14 protein-coding genes are annotated in these 15,901 nt (G+C 72.4%); 5 read left to right on the top strand and 9 right to left on the bottom strand.

Going from position 1 to position 15,901, the window contains the following annotated elements; translation table 11 throughout:
• Window positions 1–20: 20 nt before the first annotated feature.
• From ACIBEA_RS19290 to ACIBEA_RS19280, 3 genes are all read right to left on the bottom strand, one after another.
• The gene (locus ACIBEA_RS19290) at window positions 21–821 is read right to left on the bottom strand and encodes a carbon-nitrogen hydrolase family protein (protein WP_399262374.1); all 801 of its coding nucleotides are present in this window, start codon (window positions 819–821) and stop codon (window positions 21–23) included.
• 229 nt (window positions 822–1,050) lie between these two features.
• A complete protein-coding gene (locus tag ACIBEA_RS19285) occupies window positions 1,051–1,506 on the bottom strand; it encodes an Lrp/AsnC family transcriptional regulator (protein WP_007262967.1) in 456 nt (151 codons plus the stop codon).
• 10 nt (window positions 1,507–1,516) lie between these two features.
• The gene (locus ACIBEA_RS19280; RefSeq protein ID WP_399262371.1) at window positions 1,517–2,983 is read right to left on the bottom strand and encodes an amino acid permease; all 1,467 of its coding nucleotides are present in this window, start codon (window positions 2,981–2,983) and stop codon (window positions 1,517–1,519) included.
• 309 nt (window positions 2,984–3,292) lie between these two features.
• Here ACIBEA_RS19280 and ACIBEA_RS19275 point away from each other — a divergent pair, with 309 nt between their 5' ends.
• From ACIBEA_RS19275 to ACIBEA_RS19255, 5 genes are all read left to right on the top strand, one after another.
• Entirely contained in the window at window positions 3,293–4,396 is a 1,104-nt protein-coding gene (locus ACIBEA_RS19275) for a GDSL-type esterase/lipase family protein (RefSeq protein WP_399262369.1), read from the top strand.
• A 9-nt stretch (window positions 4,397–4,405) separates the two neighbouring features.
• Entirely contained in the window at window positions 4,406–5,248 is an 843-nt protein-coding gene (locus tag ACIBEA_RS19270) for a LytR/AlgR family response regulator transcription factor (protein WP_399262367.1), read from the top strand.
• A gap of 203 nt (window positions 5,249–5,451) precedes the next feature.
• Window positions 5,452–5,751, top strand: coding sequence for a hypothetical protein (locus tag ACIBEA_RS19265; RefSeq protein WP_354381543.1), 300 nt, complete (start codon window positions 5,452–5,454; stop codon window positions 5,749–5,751).
• 113 nt (window positions 5,752–5,864) lie between these two features.
• Window positions 5,865–7,652, top strand: a complete 1,788-nt coding sequence (locus ACIBEA_RS19260; protein ID WP_399262365.1) for a cation acetate symporter — start codon at window positions 5,865–5,867, stop codon at window positions 7,650–7,652.
• A complete protein-coding gene (locus tag ACIBEA_RS19255) occupies window positions 7,649–8,866 on the top strand; it encodes a sensor histidine kinase (RefSeq protein WP_399262363.1) in 1,218 nt (405 codons plus the stop codon). The genes ACIBEA_RS19260 and ACIBEA_RS19255 overlap by 4 nt, the downstream gene beginning before the upstream one ends.
• Window positions 8,867–8,954: 88 nt before the next feature.
• Here ACIBEA_RS19255 and ACIBEA_RS19250 read toward each other — a convergent pair whose 3' ends face one another.
• The 6 genes from ACIBEA_RS19250 to ACIBEA_RS19225 all read right to left on the bottom strand — a co-directional run bounded on the left by ACIBEA_RS19250 (window position 8,955) and on the right by ACIBEA_RS19225 (window position 15,884).
• Window positions 8,955–10,418, bottom strand: a complete 1,464-nt coding sequence (locus ACIBEA_RS19250; protein WP_399262495.1) for a GuaB1 family IMP dehydrogenase-related protein — start codon at window positions 10,416–10,418, stop codon at window positions 8,955–8,957.
• A 225-nt stretch (window positions 10,419–10,643) separates the two neighbouring features.
• The gene (locus tag ACIBEA_RS19245; protein WP_399262361.1) at window positions 10,644–11,924 is read right to left on the bottom strand and encodes an IS701 family transposase; all 1,281 of its coding nucleotides are present in this window, start codon (window positions 11,922–11,924) and stop codon (window positions 10,644–10,646) included.
• A 72-nt stretch (window positions 11,925–11,996) separates the two neighbouring features.
• A complete protein-coding gene (locus ACIBEA_RS19240) occupies window positions 11,997–12,641 on the bottom strand; it encodes a TMEM175 family protein (protein WP_399262359.1) in 645 nt (214 codons plus the stop codon).
• An 84-nt stretch (window positions 12,642–12,725) separates the two neighbouring features.
• The gene (locus ACIBEA_RS19235; RefSeq protein ID WP_399262357.1) at window positions 12,726–13,067 is read right to left on the bottom strand and encodes a nuclear transport factor 2 family protein; all 342 of its coding nucleotides are present in this window, start codon (window positions 13,065–13,067) and stop codon (window positions 12,726–12,728) included.
• 70 nt (window positions 13,068–13,137) lie between these two features.
• Window positions 13,138–14,613, bottom strand: coding sequence for an ATP-binding protein (locus ACIBEA_RS19230; RefSeq protein WP_399262355.1), 1,476 nt, complete (start codon window positions 14,611–14,613; stop codon window positions 13,138–13,140).
• A complete protein-coding gene (locus ACIBEA_RS19225) occupies window positions 14,610–15,884 on the bottom strand; it encodes an MFS transporter (protein WP_399262353.1) in 1,275 nt (424 codons plus the stop codon). Before ACIBEA_RS19225 ends, ACIBEA_RS19230 begins: the two co-directional genes overlap by 4 nt.
• Window positions 15,885–15,901 lie beyond the last annotated feature (17 nt).

The raw sequence follows: 15,901 nt of genomic DNA, 5'->3' as shown, positions 1-15,901 counted from the left end.
CGGCAGGGCTGGGGAAGGGGTCAGATCAGGGAGGCGTAGAGCCCGGGGCGGCGGTCGCGCAGGTACGGGTTGTTGGCGCGCGACGCCTGGAGCAGCTCGGGGTCGACCTCGCCGAACACCAGCTCCTCGCCGCGACCGGCGCGGGTGCGGGTGGTGCCGTCGGGGCCGGCCAGGGAGCTGAGTCCGACGAACTCGAACTCGCCCTCGGGGCCCGTGCGGTTGACGTACGCGATGTACATCTGGTTCTCGAAGGCCCGGACCGGTACCAGCTGCTCGGCGACGAACTGGAACGGGTGCATCTGCGCCGTCGGCACGAGGAGCAGGTCGGTGCCGGCCAGCGCGTGGGAGCGGACGTTCTCCGGGAACTCGACGTCGTAGCAGATCATGATGCCGACGCGGAGGCCGTTCAGGTCCGCCTGGACGACGGGGGCGTCGCCGGGGGTGAAGGCGTCCTGTTCGAAGCAGCCGAAGAGGTGGGTCTTGCGGTAGTTCGCCAGGCGCGTGCCGTCGGGGCCGACCAGCTGGGCGGAGTTGAAGACGGCCGCGCCGTCCCGCTCGGGGTAGGCGTAGAGCACGGCCACCCCGTGACGGCGGGCGATCTCGCCGACGGCGACGGCGGACGGGCCGTCGCTGGTCTCGGCGAGCTCGGCGATCTCCTGGACCTCCAGGGCGTACCCGGTCAGGAACATCTCCGAGGTGACCAGGAGCCCGGCCCCGCTGCCCGCCGCGCGGCCGGCGGCCTCGTCGAGGGCCGTCAGGTTCGCGGCGACATCGCCGGGCCGTCCGGAACTCTGGAGGAGAGCGGTGCGCAGGGCAGGCATGGACGACCTCTGGGGCAGGAGGGGCGGGTTCCTATAGACGGTACGGATGCTGCCGACGGTCGACAAGGCATGTCTGTTGCGTCCAGCCGAGCGATCCGTTGCGTCTTTCAGGCCCTTAACGGCGATTCGTTGCGTCACCCTTCGGGTCTACGCAGCTTTCCCCGGTACCTGCACCGGGCCCGCCCTGCCCCACCCCCGGGCCCCACCCCCGGGCCCCGCGCGGGAAGCGTTACGCCGGGGCGCCCGAGGTGAAGCGGCGCAGCAGCGGGGAGAGGACCAGGACGGACTTCGTCCGCTCCACGAACGGCTCGCCCGCGATCCGCTCCAGCACCCGCTCGAAGTGGCGCATGTCCGAGGCGAAGACCTGGACCAGCGCGTCCGCGTCGCCCGTCACGGTCGACGCGGACACCACCTCGGGATACCGCTCCAGGCCCCGCCGGATGTCGTCCGGCGAGGTGTTGTGGCGGCAGTAGATCTCGATGAAGCCCTCGGTCTCCCAGCCCATCGCGGCCGGGTCGACGCGGACGGTGAAGCCGGTGATGGCCCCTTCGGCGCGCAGCCGGTCCACGCGCCGCTTGACCGCCGGGGCGGAGAGGCCGACCTCGGAGCCGATGTCCGCGTAGGAGCGGCGGGCGTCCTCGGCGAGGGCGTGCACGATGCGTTCGTCGAGATCGTTCAGTCGCACTGCGGGTGGATCACTTCTCTGCCGTGGCCAGTCGGGAGCGGCGGATGCCGTACCCGAAGTAGAACACGAGGCCCACGACCATCCAGCCACCGAAGACGATCCACGTGGCGGCGGGAAGGCTGTACATCATGTAGCCGCAGGCGAGGAAGCCGAGGGCCGGGGTGACGGGGAAGAGCATCACCTTGAAGGTGCGGTTCATCTCGGGCCGCGTGTAGCGCAGGATCACGACGGCCACGTTGACCAGGGCGAAGGCGAAGAGCGTGCCGATGCTGGTCGCGTTCGCGAGTTCACCCAGCGGGATGAAGGCCGCGAGGGCGCCGCAGAAGAGGGACACGATCACCACATTGGCGCGGGGTGCGCCGGTCTTCTTGTTGACCTTGGCGAAGACCTTGGGGACGAGGCCGTCGCGGGACATCGCGAAGAGGATGCGGGTCTGGCCGAAGAGCACGGCGAAGACGACGGACGCGATGGCGATGACGGCGCCCGCGGCGAGCACCACGCCCCAGAAGCTCTGACCGGTGACGTCCTTCATGATCTGGGCGAGCGCGGCCTCGGTGCCGCCGAAGTCCTGCCACGGCATGGCGCCTACGGCGACGAAGGCGACGAGCACGTACAGCAGGGTGACGATGGCGAGCGAGAGCATGATCGCGCGCGGCAGGTCCCGCTTGGGGTTCTTGGCCTCTTCACCGGCGGTGGAGGCGGCGTCGAAGCCGATGTACGAGAAGAACAGGGTGGCCGCGGCGGCGCTGATGCCCGCCTGGCCCATCGGCGCGAAGTTGGAGTAGTTGCCGGACTTGACGCCCATGAAGCCGATGCCGATGAAGAGCAGCAGCGTGACGATCTTGACGCCGACCATGATCGAGTTGACCCGGGCGCTCTCCTTGGCGCCGCCCATCAGGAAGACCATGGCGAGCAGGACGACGACCAGCGCCGGCAGGTTGATGTAGCCGCCCTCGCCGTACGGGGAGGAGATCGCCTCGGGGATGGTGAAGCCGAGGGTGCCGTCGAGCAGCTCGTTGAGGTACTCGCCCCAGCCGACGGCCACGGCCGCCACCGACACGCCGTACTCCAGGACCAGGCACCAGCCGCAGACCCAGGCGACGAGCTCGCCCATGGTCGCGTAGGAGTACGAGTACGAGGACCCGGAGACCGGTATGGACCCGGCCAGCTCCGCGTAGGACAGGGCGGACAGCAGTGCGGTGACGCCCGCGATGACGAACGAGATCGTGACGGCCGGTCCGGCGAGCGGGGCGGCCTCGCCCAGGACGACGAAGATGCCGGTGCCCAGGGTGGCGCCGATGCTGAGCATGGTCAGCTGCCACATGGTGAGCGAGCGGCGCAGCGAACCGCCCTCGCCCTGACCGCCCTCGGCCACGAGCCGCTCGACGGGCTTGCGGCGGATCAGGGAGTGCAGCAGGGGGCGGGCGGGCCGCGAGGGCTCGGGGGTGAGCGGCGGCGCCTGGCCGTGGTCGAGCACGAGGGGACTCCTTTGACACTGCGGGATCGGAGAAACGACGGCGTCGACCGCAGCGATCCGGAGCAGGGACAGGCAGAGCCTGGGCATGGGGGACCGCCGAGCAGGCAGTCGCACCACTCCACGTACAGCGAGTGAGCCTACGAGCTGGGATAAGCCGCCCGTAATGCATCATCCTTGCACATTGCCGCACTATCATTGCGCGGATCCGGCCGCAATGGTCCTTTGTTGCGCGCGGATGATCGATCAGTGCGCGGGTCCCTTTCGTCCCCCTTCATTGACACCTCGTCAGATATCGCGCAGCGTGCCGGCATGGATCACACGGATCTGGACGTGCACGACCAGCGCTGGCTGGACCCCGGCCCCTTCCTGCGCGGAGTGGCCTGGCTGGAGAAGGGGCGGCCCGTGCGCGCGGATCCCGCCGACACGGCGCGGCTGCCCTGGGACACCGGCGAACGGGCCACCCTGCCGATCGGGGTGCGCCTGGAGTTCACCGCCGGTCCCGCGGCGCACGCGGTGGAGATCCGCTACCGGGCCACCGTGCCCGGACCCACCGACGCGCTGCGCGACCTCGCGCACGGCTTCGCCCTGTGGGACCGGACCGGGCGGCTGAGCGAGGTCTTCACCGAACCGGCCGCGGAGGCCGTCGTGCGCATAGGACTGCCGCCCGGCGGCGGTCCCTTCACCCTCCACCCGCCCGAGGCCCAGGCCCCGCTGGTGCTGGGCCTGCGCGGGGTCGGCGGGCCGCTCGCCCCGGCCCCGCGGGCGCCGCGCTGGGTGGTGCACGGGGATTCCATCACCGAGGGCTGGTGGTCCACCCGCCCCGCCCACGGCTGGACCGCCGTGGCCGGACGGGCGCTGGGCTGGGACGCCGTCAACCTCGGCTACGCGGGGGCCGCCCGCGGCGAACTGGCCACCGCCGAGCAGCTCGCCGCCCTGCCCGCCGACGCCCTGACCCTGGCCTTCGGCACCAACTGCTGGTCGCGGGTGCCCTTCTCCGCCCCCCTCATGTACGAGACCACGCGCGCCTTCGTCGAGCTCGTGCGCCAGGGGCACCCGCGGACCCCGCTGCTGCTCCTCTCCCCCGTGCTGCGCCCCGACGCCGAACGCACCCCGAACCGGCTCGGCGCCACCCTGGGCGCGCTGCGCGACGCGATGGAGCGCGCCGTACGGGAGCGGGTCGCGGCCGGGGACGGGCGGCTCGTGCTGCTCCCGGGGCGCGATCTGCTGGACTCGGGCCACCTGGCCGACGGGCTGCACCCCAACGACGAGGGGCACCGGGTGCTGGGACTGGCCGTGGCCGCGGCCCTGCGCCGGGCCGGGTTCGCCGGCGCCGCCGGCCGACCGGGCCCCGGGGTCCCGCGGGGCCGCGACGGTGACGCACACCCCGTTCCACCCCTCGGGGGCCCTCTCTAGACTGCCCCCATGCTGCGCGTACTGGCCGTCGACGACGAGAAACCGCTCCTGGAGGAGCTGCTCTACCTCTTGCGCTCCGACCCGCGCGTGGGCGCGGCGGTCGGGGCGTCCGACGCCACCGAGGCCCTGCGCCGCATCACCCTGGCCGTGGAGTCGGGCCCGGACGGGGCCGACGGGCTCGACGTGGTCTTCCTGGACATCCACATGGCGGGGCTGACCGGGCTGGACATCGCCCGGCTGCTCGCCGGGTTCAGCTCGCCGCCGCTGATCGTCTTCGTCACCGCGCACGAGGGCTTCGCCGTCCAGGCCTTCGACCTCAAGGCGGTGGACTACGTCCTCAAGCCGGTCCGGCCCGAGCGGCTGGCCGAGGCCGTGCGCCGGGTCTGCGCACTGCTGGGGCACGACCGGGAACCGGCCGCTGCGCCCCCCGCGCCGGGGAGCGCCCGGCGCCCCGCACCGCCCGGTGCTCCGGTCGCCGCGGCCGCGGTCGCCGCGCCGGCCACCGGTGCGGAGCGGGCCGCCGAGCAGATCGCGGTCGAGTTGGGCGGGGTGACCCGGTTCGTGGCCATAGCGGACATCGCGTACGTCGAGGCCCAGGGGGACTACGCCCGGCTGCACACCCGTGAGGGCAGCCATCTGGTGCGGATCCCGCTGTCCACGCTGGAGGAGCGCTGGGCCGCGCGGGGCTTCGTACGGATACACCGGCGCCACCTGGTGGCGCTCGACCGGATCGACGAACTGCGCCTGGACGCGGGCACCACCAGCGTCCGGGTCGGCGCCGCGGAACTCCAGGTGAGCCGTCGCCACGCCCGTGAACTGCGCGACCTCCTGATGCGCAAGGCCACCGGCTGAGCGGTATCAGGCGGATGTCGGCCGGACACCCCCTGGTCGGTGGCCCCGGCGGGCGTGACCGCCCGGCGCTGTGCGGACGCCGTTCGTCGCGCGGCACGGCGCGTACGGCGATCCGGCGGGGCCGTCGGCCGCAGGGCGCGCCCTTTCGGCCCGTGCCCGGTCCGCCCGCCCCTATCGTGGATCTTCCGGGCGGGAGGAGCGAGATGTCCGAGATCCAGGCGCTGCTCGACGCCCTGCAGGGACTGCCCCGCACCCGGCCGACCGGTCCGGCCGAGGCCGAGGCCCTGCTGGCCCGGCTGCGCAGCGCGGCCGCGCGCTGGGCCGACGTCCTCTACGAAGCCGACGAGAGCTGCCGCCAGCACCTGCCGCCGCGCGCGGAAGCGGCCCTGACCCTGGCCTTCCGGCGGGCCGAGGAGTCCTACGTGGAGCTGGAGATCGCCCGCCGCGACTGCGCCGAGCACCGCGACTGCGAACACCCGCACGCGCACGACCGGATGCGCTGACCCGTTCCGCGTCCGGCCCCGCGGCGGCGCCGGATCCGGCCTGTCGCCCGCCGCACGCACGCGCCTAGAATCCGGTGACCGCAACCCGCCCCCTTCCCCTCCGAGGCCGCACGGTGAACCAGACGTACGCGCTGAGCGCGGTCGCCGTCGTCGTCCTGGCCACGGTGCTGCTCGGCGGGCTCGGGCTGCGGATATCGCGCACCACCTCCGACTTCTACGTCGCCTCGCGCACCGTCGGTCCCCGGCTCAACGCGGCGGCCATCAGCGGGGAGTACCTCTCCGCCGCGTCCTTCCTCGGGATCGCCGGGCTGGTGCTGCTCCAGGGGCCGGAGATGCTCTGGTACCCGGTCGGGTACACGGCCGGGTATCTGGTGCTGCTGGTGCTCGTGGCCGCGCCGCTGCGCCGCTCGGGGGCGTACACGCTGCCGGACTTCGCCGAGGCGCGGCTGGAGTCGCGGGCGGTGCGCCGGATCGCGGTGGTCTTCGTCCTCGGTGTCGGCTGGCTGTACCTGCTGCCCCAACTCCAGGGCGCGGGACTGACCTTGCAGATCCTGACCGGCGCCCCGCGCTGGGCGGGCGGGCTCGTGGTGGCCGTCGTGGTCACGGTGGCCGTGGGTGCGGGCGGGATGCGCAGCATCACCTTCGTGCAGGCCTTCCAGTACTGGCTCAAGCTCACCGCGCTGCTGGTCCCGGCCTTCTTCCTGATCGCCGCCTGGGCCGGGGACGGCGCCCCGCGCGCGACCTTCGACGCCCCGGCGGTGCTCCGGGAGCACGCCTCGGTCACCCTGGGCCAGGAGGTGCGCATGACCCTGGACGCGCCGCTCGCCTTGAGCGTCACCGGCCGGATCGACGGCCGGACGTACACCGGGGGCACCACCGCGCTGAGCGCCGGCGAGCACACCGTGGCGGCCCGCACCCGGTTGGAGTTCGCGTCGGGCAGCGCGCTGCCCGCGGCCCGCGCGGGCGATCGGCCGGCCGCCGCGTCCTGGTCCCAGCCGCTCTCGGGCAAGCGGGAGGAGTACCGGCTCTACGCGACGTACGGGCTCATCCTCGCCACCTTCCTCGGCACCATGGGCCTGCCGCACGTCGCGGTGCGCTTCTACACCAGCCCCGACGGGCGGGCCGCGCGGCGCACCACCCTGGTCGTGCTCGGGCTGGTCGGCACCTTCTACCTGCTGCCGCCGGTCTACGGGGCGCTGGGCCGGATCTACGCTCCCGAGCTCGCCTTCACCGGCGACACCGACGCGGCGGTGCTGGTGCTGCCCGCGCGGATGGTCGGCGGGTTGCTCGGCGAACTGCTGGGCGCGCTGCTCGCCGCGGGCGCCTTCGCCGCGTTCCTGTCCACCGCCTCCGGGCTGACGATGGCGGTGGCGGGGGTGCTGCACCAGGACGTGCTACCGGCGCGGGGGCGCGGGGGCCCCACCGCACCGGGCGGCTTCCGCGGGGCGGCGGCCTTCCGGCTGTCGGTGCTGGTGGCGATGACGGTGCCGCTGGTCGGCGGGGTGTTGGCCTCGCACGTGCCGGTGGCGGACGCCGTGGGGCTCGCCTTCGCGGTGTCGGCCTCCTCCTTCTGTCCGCTGCTGGTGCTGGGGATCTGGTGGCCCCGGCTGACCCCGCCCGGTGCGGTGACCGGGCTGGTGGTCGGGGGCGGGGCGGCGCTCGGCGCGGTGCTGGCGACGCGGGCGGGGCTGGCCCCGGCGGGCTGGCCGACCACCCTGCTGGCCTGGCCGGCCGCCTGGTCGGTGCCGCTCGGCTTCCTGACGATGGTGCTGGTGTCGCTGGCCACACCGGGGCGGATACCGAAGGGGACGGCGGCCACCCTGGCCCGGCTGCACCTGCCCGAACAGCTGGTGCGCCGGCCGGAGAGCCACCGCCCCGACGGCCTCGGGGACGCCCGGTGACGGGCGCGGCGCTCCTGGCGCCGACGGCCGTGGCCTGCGCGGTCGCCGCGGTCATGGCCCTGGGGTACGCGCTGGGCCGGCTGCACGCGCGCCGGGCCGGTCGCGGCGCCTCGGGTCTCGGGACTCCGGTGGAGCGGGCCACCTTCCACACCCTGCACACCGCTTCGCTGGCCGCTCCCCCGCTGCGCGCCGGGCTCACCGAGGACACCGCCCGCAAGGCGGCCCGGCGGCTGCGCTCGCTGCTGGGCACCGAGGCACTGTGCCTGACCGACCGGGAGAAGGTGCTGGCCTGGGACGGTCCGGGGGCCGGGCACCACGAGCGGCGGGCGATGGAGCGGGCGGCGCGGCTGCTGGAATCGGGGCGCGGCAGCAGCGGGTACACGGACTGCCGCGAGCCGGGCTGCGTCCTGAAGTGGGAGGTCGTCGCCCCGCTCACCGGGGAGGACGGGGTACTGGGGGCGCTGGTGGCGTACGGGGCCGAGGAGTCGGCGGTGCTGGTGCGGGCCGCCACCGAGGTGGCCCGTTGGGTCTCCGTGCAGCTGGAGCTCTCCGAACTGGACCGTTCGCGCACCCGGTTGATGGAGGCCGAGATCCGGGCGCTGCGCGCGCAGATCTCGCCGCACTTCATCTTCAACTCGCTGGCGGCGATCGCCTCCTTCGTCCGCACCGATCCGGAGCGGGCCCGCGAACTGCTGTTGGAGTTCGCTGACTTCACCCGGTACTCCTTCCGGCGCCACGGCGACTTCACCACGCTGGCGGACGAGTTGCGGTCCATCGAGCAGTATCTGGCGCTGGCCGGAGCCCGGTTCGGGGACCGGCTGAAGGTGACCTTGCGCGTCGCCCCCGAAGTCCTGCCGGTGGCACTGCCGTTCCTCTGCCTGCAACCACTGGTCGAGAACGCGGTCAAGCACGGGCTGGAGGACTCCTCCGGGGAGTGCCGGATCACCATCGCGGCCCGGGACGCGGGCCCGGAGGCGGTGCTGACCATCGAGGACAACGGGGTGGGGATGGACCCCGCGCTGCTGCGTCGGATCCTGGCCGGGGAAGCGACCGGCTGCGGGACGGGGATCGGGCTGCCGAACGTCGACCAGCGGATGCGCCAGGTGTTCGGGGACGACTACGGGCTGGTCTTCGAGACGGCCGTCGGCGAGGGCATGAAGATCACCGTGCGGATCCCCAAGTACCGGGCCGGGGTGCACAGCTCGCAGCGCTGAGGCCCGGGCGGGTACGAACGCGGCCCCCGGCCCGTCCTGGAGCGGACGGGCCGGGGGCCGCGGGTGATACGGGGGGGGTGCGGGGGGACTAGCTCCAGCTGGCGTGCAGCGGCTTGCCCTCGGCGTAACCGGCGGCGGACTGGATGCCCACGACGGCCTTCTCCTCGAACTCGGCGAGCGAGCCGGCACCGGCGTAGGTGCAGGAGGAGCGCACGCCCGCGATGATCGAGTCGATCAGGTCCTCGACGCCCGGGCGGGCCGGGTCGAGGAACATGCGGGAGGTGGAGATGCCCTCTTCGAAGAGCGCCTTGCGGGCGCGGTCGTAGGCGGACTCCTCGGAGGTGCGGTTGCGCACGGCGCGCGCGGAGGCCATGCCGAAGGACTCCTTGTACAGACGGCCGTCGGCCGCCTGCTGGAGGTCGCCGGGGGACTCGTACGTACCGGCGAACCAGGAGCCGATCATCACGTTGGACGCGCCGGCGGCCAGCGCCATGGCCACGTCGCGCGGGTGACGGACGCCGCCGTCGGCCCAGACGTGCTTGCCGTGCTTCTTGGCCTCGGCCGCGCACTCCATGACCGCGGAGAACTGCGGGCGGCCCACGCCGGTCATCATGCGGGTGGTGCACATGGCGCCGGGGCCCACACCGACCTTGATGATGTCCGCGCCGGCCTCGATGAGGTCCTTGACGCCCTCGGCGGCGACGATGTTGCCCGCGACGATCGGGACCTGCGGGTCGAGCGCGCGCACGGTCCTGATCGCGTTGATCATCGACTCCTGGTGGCCGTGGGCCGTGTCGATGACGATGGTGTCCACGCCCGCGTCCAGCAGCTGCTTGGCCTTGACGGCGAAGTCGCCGTTGATGCCGACGGCGGCCGCGATGCGCAGCTTCCCGTCGGCGTCGGTGGCGGGGGTGTAGAGGGTCGCGCGCAGCGCGCCCTTGCGGGTCAGGATGCCGACGAGGCGGCCGTCCTCGTCCACGGCGGGGGCCAGCTTGCGGTGGCCGGCGTCGAGCTGGTTGAAGGCCTCGCGCGGGTCGATGTCGGCGTCGATGAGCAGCAGCTCCTTCGACATGACCTCGGAGAGCTGGGTGAAGCGGTCCACACCGGACAGGTCGTGCTCGGTGACGACGCCGATCGGGCGGTTGTCGGCGTCGACGACGACGCCGGCGCCGTGCGCCCGCTTGGGCAGCAGGGACAGCGCGTCGGCGACGGTCTGCGTGGGGGCCAGCGTGATCGGGGTGTCGAGCACGTGGTGGCGGGTCTTCACCCACGAGATGACGTCGGTGACGACCTCGATCGGGATGTCCTGCGGGATGACGACGATGCCGCCGCGGCGGGCGACGGTCTCGGCCATCCGGCGGCCCGCGATCGCGGTCATGTTGGCGACCACGAGGGGAATGGTGGTGCCGGTCCCGTCGGGCGACGAGAGGTCGACGGCCTGCCGGGAACCCACCGAGGAACGGCTGGGCACCATGAACACATCGTCGTACGTCAGGTCGTACGGCGGCTTCAGGTCATTGAGGAAACGCACGTGCTGAACATCCCAGTCGATCGGAGGGGCCGCCTGCCCTGACGGGGCAGCCGAGGAAACGCACGTACTTCATTCTCCCATGTCCTGGCGTTGGTGCAGCCCGGGGCGATCGTCCAGGACGTGGTGGGACGGTTGGTCCTTTCCTACGGGACCTTAGTCCCGGCGGGGGGCTACGGAAAGGACCCACGCGAAGGACCCACACGAAGGAGCCACGCGCGTAGAGCCCGCTCCTGCGGTGGCCGCCGGTCAGCGGATGAACTCCCGGCGGGTCGCCTGGCCGGGTATCAGGGGCCGGGGCGGCAGCACCGCGGGAGTGGCGCGGGGCTGACCGGGGGGCCTGACCGGTCCGGGGTACGGATCGGAGGCGGCCCGGCCGCGCGCGCCCAGCAGGGTCGCGGCGTGGGCGACGCTCGCGAGGGTGGCGTGGTGGTGCCAGCCCCGGAAGGAACGACCCTCGAAGTCCCGGATGCCGACGGGCTCGCAGATCCCGGCGAAGTCGAGGGAGACCCGGTCGGTGAGCTTGGCCAGCAGGAAGAGCTGGGCGAGCGGCCGGTCGCCGATGTTGGTGATCCAGAATTCCGAGGGCAGCAGGGCGGCCTCGGTCCAGGCCCCGACCAGCAGCAGCGGGGTCGGCGCCGGTGAGACCCGCTCCTCCAGGGGCGTACCGAGGACGGCCGCCGCGGTCAGCAGGGTGACCGCGCCCTCGCCGCGGCCGTGCCGGGTCCATTCGACGACCCGGCGTTGCGAGCGCAGGGAGTCGATGAGCTCGCGGGCGGGCGCGATGTGCGGTCCGGGCTTGTGGCGCCCGGCGCCCCCGAAGGACACCGGCAGTGATCCGTCGACCTTCAGAACGAAGGGGATGTCCTGGAGGGAGAAGGATTCGATGGTGTGCGCGATGTCGGTGTTGGCGACCTCCATCACCACCGGCCTGCGCTGCAACTGCCAGGTGGCGGCCATCCGTTGGACGGCCTGCACGGCGTCCTGCGCGGGGGTGAGCGAGCGGGCCGTGTCCGGGATGCCGGCGCGGCGGCGGTGCAGGAGTTCGCTGGTCCAGGGCCCGGGGAGGGTGAGGGTCCATTCGACGGGGAAGCTGGCCTCGCTGGAGGCGAGCCAAATCCCGCCGGCTTGCTGGCAGTTGGCGGTGCGACCGAGCTGGGGGACGAACTGGCGGCCCACTCCGACCGAGCGGTCGCCGGCCTTCTCGATGACCATGGGCTGCACCACCCAGGCCAGCGGGCGCTGAGCGGTGCGTTCGAGGTGCTGGGCGAGGGAGCGGCGTACGGGCGTCCAGTCCCAGGGGGACTTGCTGATGAACTGCTGGAGGCTCTGCTCGACGGAACTCGCACCGGTTCCGGCGATATTCCGTATGGTCTTCTTTCCGCTGGTCCGCACGAGGCCGTTCAGATATACGCGGGCCCAGTTTCGCTGGTCCCGCCGGGGTAACGACTCGAAGAACAGAGAGATCAGCACGTCGATCAATTCGGAGATATCCTTGGCGGATTCCTCCGGCAGGACTACGCGAGCCATCCGGGCCTCCCCCGCGACCAGCTAGATCCAATACCCTACTTGACCGACGGAACCGCCCGTAGGGCCCTGCGGCTACTTCATGAGGTCGCTGGCGTTTTCGAGCCGCTCTTCTTCTATCACGAGGGGGATGGGGATCTGGTTCGCCGCATAGTAGAGCGCGATCAGGAAGTGTGCGACGAGAGTGAGGGGTGCGGAGAAGAAGGCCAGGACCACGGTGCAGGGGTAGGCGATGGCTCCCAGCCCGAAGCGCATCCGGGTGGCGCGGGCGCCTGCCCGGTCGACGTGTTCGTGGAAGAGGTGGCCCACTCGCGTGACGTACCACCAGAAACCGAGATAGGCGAGGGCGTAGACGACGGTCCACGCGCTGTAGAGGATGGCGGCCGCGTTGGCCGAATCCCCGTCATCCAGGTGCTCTGCCAGCACAGAAGTGGTCCACGGGATCACCGAAACCACCATCAACACCAGGAGATTGAGGAACAGGAGCGGCCTGTCCACCTTCTTGAGGTGAATGAAGATGGTGTGGTGGTTGACCCACATGACGCCGATGATGAGGAAACTCACCACGTATGCCGCGTAATGCGGCCACTGTTCCCACAAACCGTGCCAGAGTGCTGATCCGGTTTCCTCCGGGACCTTGATCTCCAGTACGAGAATCGTGATGACAATGGCGAACACGCCGTCACTGAACGCTTCGACGCGTCCGGTTTCCGATTCCATGACCTCCCCTTTACCCCACTGTTCCGCGTGCCGGGGAGGGCGCTGCCCCCGCCCTCCCCGCACACGCTACCCAGATATCGGGAGTCAGCCGCCGAACCCGGCGGTCTGGCGCCAGATCCGGCCATCGCGGACGACGAGCGTCCCGAACGCGTGCTCCGGTTCGCCGTTGAGGTTCATGATCGCCCGGTAGAAGATCGTGTCCTCCGTCTCGACGTACTCCTGGAGCTCGACCAGCGTGGGCTTCACCGAGAGGTAGCCGGTGAAGGTCTCCCGTACGGCGTCGATCCCCACCGATGCGCCTTCGAATCGAAGGAGCACGGCGTCGTCGGTGTAGTTCCTCATCACCGCCTCGATGTCCAGCGCGGCCAACGCGTCCATCTGACGGACGAAGACCGGGTGCAGCTTGGCGATGTCGTAGGTGGCCATGTCGACTCCCTTTCAACTGGGGTGGGTGGTGCGGCGCGTGGTCGGGGCTCGAAGGTCTGGGGCTCGTCGGTCAGGGCTCGTCGGGAGCGGCGGGCGGGTGCGCGGCCGGGGCCAGCGGGAGGCGGACCACCATCCGCGTCTCACCCGGCCGGGACCGCGCCGCGATGGAGCCGCGGTGGCGCTGGGTGACGATGCGGTAGCTCAGGTGCAGCCCGAGTCCGGTGCCCTTCCCCACGTCCTTGGTGGTGTAGAACGGCTCGAATATCCGTGGCAGGGAGCTCTCGGGGATGCCGCGGCCCGTGTCGCAGACCTCCACGACCATGCACCCGCCCTCGGCGCGGGCACGCAGCGTGAGCACTCCGGAGCCCTCCATGGCCTCGGCCGCGTTGTCGACCAGATTCGTCCACACCTGGTTCAACTCGCTTGGATAGCCCGTCAGTTCGGGCAGATCGGGGTCGTACGCACGTACGATGCTGATCCCCGGGAGCTTGGACCTGAGCACGACCAGCGTGTTCTCCAGCCCGTCCGTCACCGCGAAGCGCTGCTCGGGGGCGCGGTCGAGATTGGCGTAATCACGGGTGGCCGATACCAGGTGGGAGATCCGCGGTCCGGCGGCGCGCAGCTCGGCCGCCAGCGCGCGGACCTCCAGCAGGGCCGCCAGGTGGTCCAGGGCCGCGGGCAGCGCCGGTTCGCCGATCCCTTCCAACCGCTCCAACAGCCAGCCCAGCTCCAGCCCGAGGTCCGAGAGCCCGGCGCCGAGCAGCCCCGGCCGCTCCACCCCCGCCTCCTCGGCCCAGTCGCCGATCGCCTCCTCCGCGTCCGCCTGGGCCAGCGGGTCGGTGGTGACCGGTGGCGGGAGCTTGTCCAGCTCGTCCGCGATCCGGTCCAGGACGGCCCGCTCGGCGCCGGTGGCGGCCGCTCCCCAGGACTGCGCGGTGCGGGTGAGCCGGTCCAGGGCGGGGGCCAGCTCCTGGGCGGCGCGGGCCACGGCCGCCGCCGGGTTGTTCAGCTCGTGCGCCAGGCCCGCCGCGAGGGTGCCCAGCGCCTCCACGGTGGCCCGCTTGCGGGCCTGGATCTCGGAGGATTTGATCCGCCAGGCCAGCACGGGCAGCAGGACCGCGGCCACCCCGTGGCAGCGGGTCAGCATTTCGAAGAAGACCGGCCTGGGGTAGGCGACGACGACGGTGACGGGGCCGCTGGCCGCCGCGGTGGCCACGTACGTCCCCTCGGTGAGCAGGGGCAGTTCGCCGGTGAACCGGTGGGCGGCGGCGGGCTTGCCGTCGTGGTCCTCGGCCGCGGCGCCCTCCTCTTCGGTGGAGTGCCGGGTGAGCACCTCCTCGCGGCCGTCGACGACCTTCGTCACGACCAGGCCGCCCGAGAGCAGCACGTGGAAGCCGGTGGCTTCCTCGCCGTCGCGGAAGAGCACCTCGCCGTCGGCGAGCGCGCGCGGCTCGGAGACCGAGACCAGCCAGTCGAGTTGGTCCTCGGTGAGCGCGGCGAAGATCTCCAGCGCGCCCAGCGCCGTGCGCAGCTCGGACGGGTTCACGGCGTGTTCCCCTCTGCCCGGGTGCGGGCGGCCAGTCGCAGGGTCATCCACAGGGCCACCGCGCAGACGGCGGCGACGGCGGTCATGAAGCCGACCGAGGTGCGGTGCAGCCCGTGGATGTTGGTGAGCAGCCCGGCGAGCACGGCCGGGACGCTCATGGCGAGGTACGCGAACACGTAGACCGCGGCGGTCAGTTCGCCCCGGTGCGCCGGCTCCGCGAGGGCGCTCAGGGCGCGGAAGGAGCCGAGGAAGGCGGCGCCCCAGCCGGCCCCGAGGACCGCGGTGCCGATCAGGAACACGGCGGCCGAGCGCGCTCCCAGCGCGAGCAGGACCAGCGCCAGTCCGGCGAGCAGCCCGCACAGGCCGAGCACGGCGGTCCGCAGGGCCTCGGTCCGGCCGAGGAAGAGCTGGGCGGTGGTGGCGGCGCCCGCGAGCAGGGCCACGGTGGCGCCGCCGACGAGGTAGTTGGTGCTCTGGAGGAGCGAGAGCGCCAGGTGCGGTCCGAGCGAGAGGTAGAAGCCGCCGACCGACCAGACGGCGACGATGGTCAGGACGAGGACGGCGAAGCGGCGCCGGACCGGGGCGGGTACGCCGATCCGGTGCGGGCTCAGGGAGAAGCCGCGGCCCGGCCGGGCGGCGCCGGGTGCGCTCTCCCCCATCCGCACCACCCCGATCAGGGCGAGCGCGAAGGCGCCGATGAGCAGCAGGTAGCTGAGCGCGGTGGGCGCGGGCCCGTACTGCACGAGGAGTCCGGCCCCGAGCCCGCCGAGCCCGATCCCGACCGTCGGTCCGGCGCTGTTGACCTGGGCCCCGAGCGCGGGCCGGGAGCGCGGGGCCAGTTCGAGGAGCCCGGCGCCCATGGCCCCGGTGGCCAGTCCGACGGCGAGCCCCTGCACGGCGCGGGCGGCGAGCAGCCAGCCCAGTCCCTGCGCCCCGGCGAAGAGGGCCATGGAGACGATCGCGAGGACGAGTCCCGCGCCGAGCACGGGACGGCGCCCGAGCGTGTCGGAGAGGGAGCCGAAGAGCAGCAGGCCGCCGAGCACGGTGACGGCGTACAGGGCGAAGACCACCGTGATCACGCCCGCGGAGAGGTCCCACTTCTGCTGGTAGAGCACGTAGAGGGCGGAGGGCACGGAGGAGGAGAGCATCAGGAGCACGAGGACCGCGCCGATCACCCAGAAACCGGAGCCTCTGGAGGGCGCGGCCGCCCCGCCGGCAGGGTGCACCGTCACTCCCGTCGTCGTCTTGGGCAGGTGGGCCACTGCTCTCACTCCCCCGTGGTGCGTCG

Origin of the sequence: Streptomyces sp. NPDC051555 (assembly GCF_044454405.1) — a bacterium.
Classification (GTDB): domain Bacteria; phylum Actinomycetota; class Actinomycetes; order Streptomycetales; family Streptomycetaceae; genus Streptomyces.
Note: the sequence above shows the minus strand (reverse complement) of the source record. Positions and strands in the feature narration are given on the sequence as shown.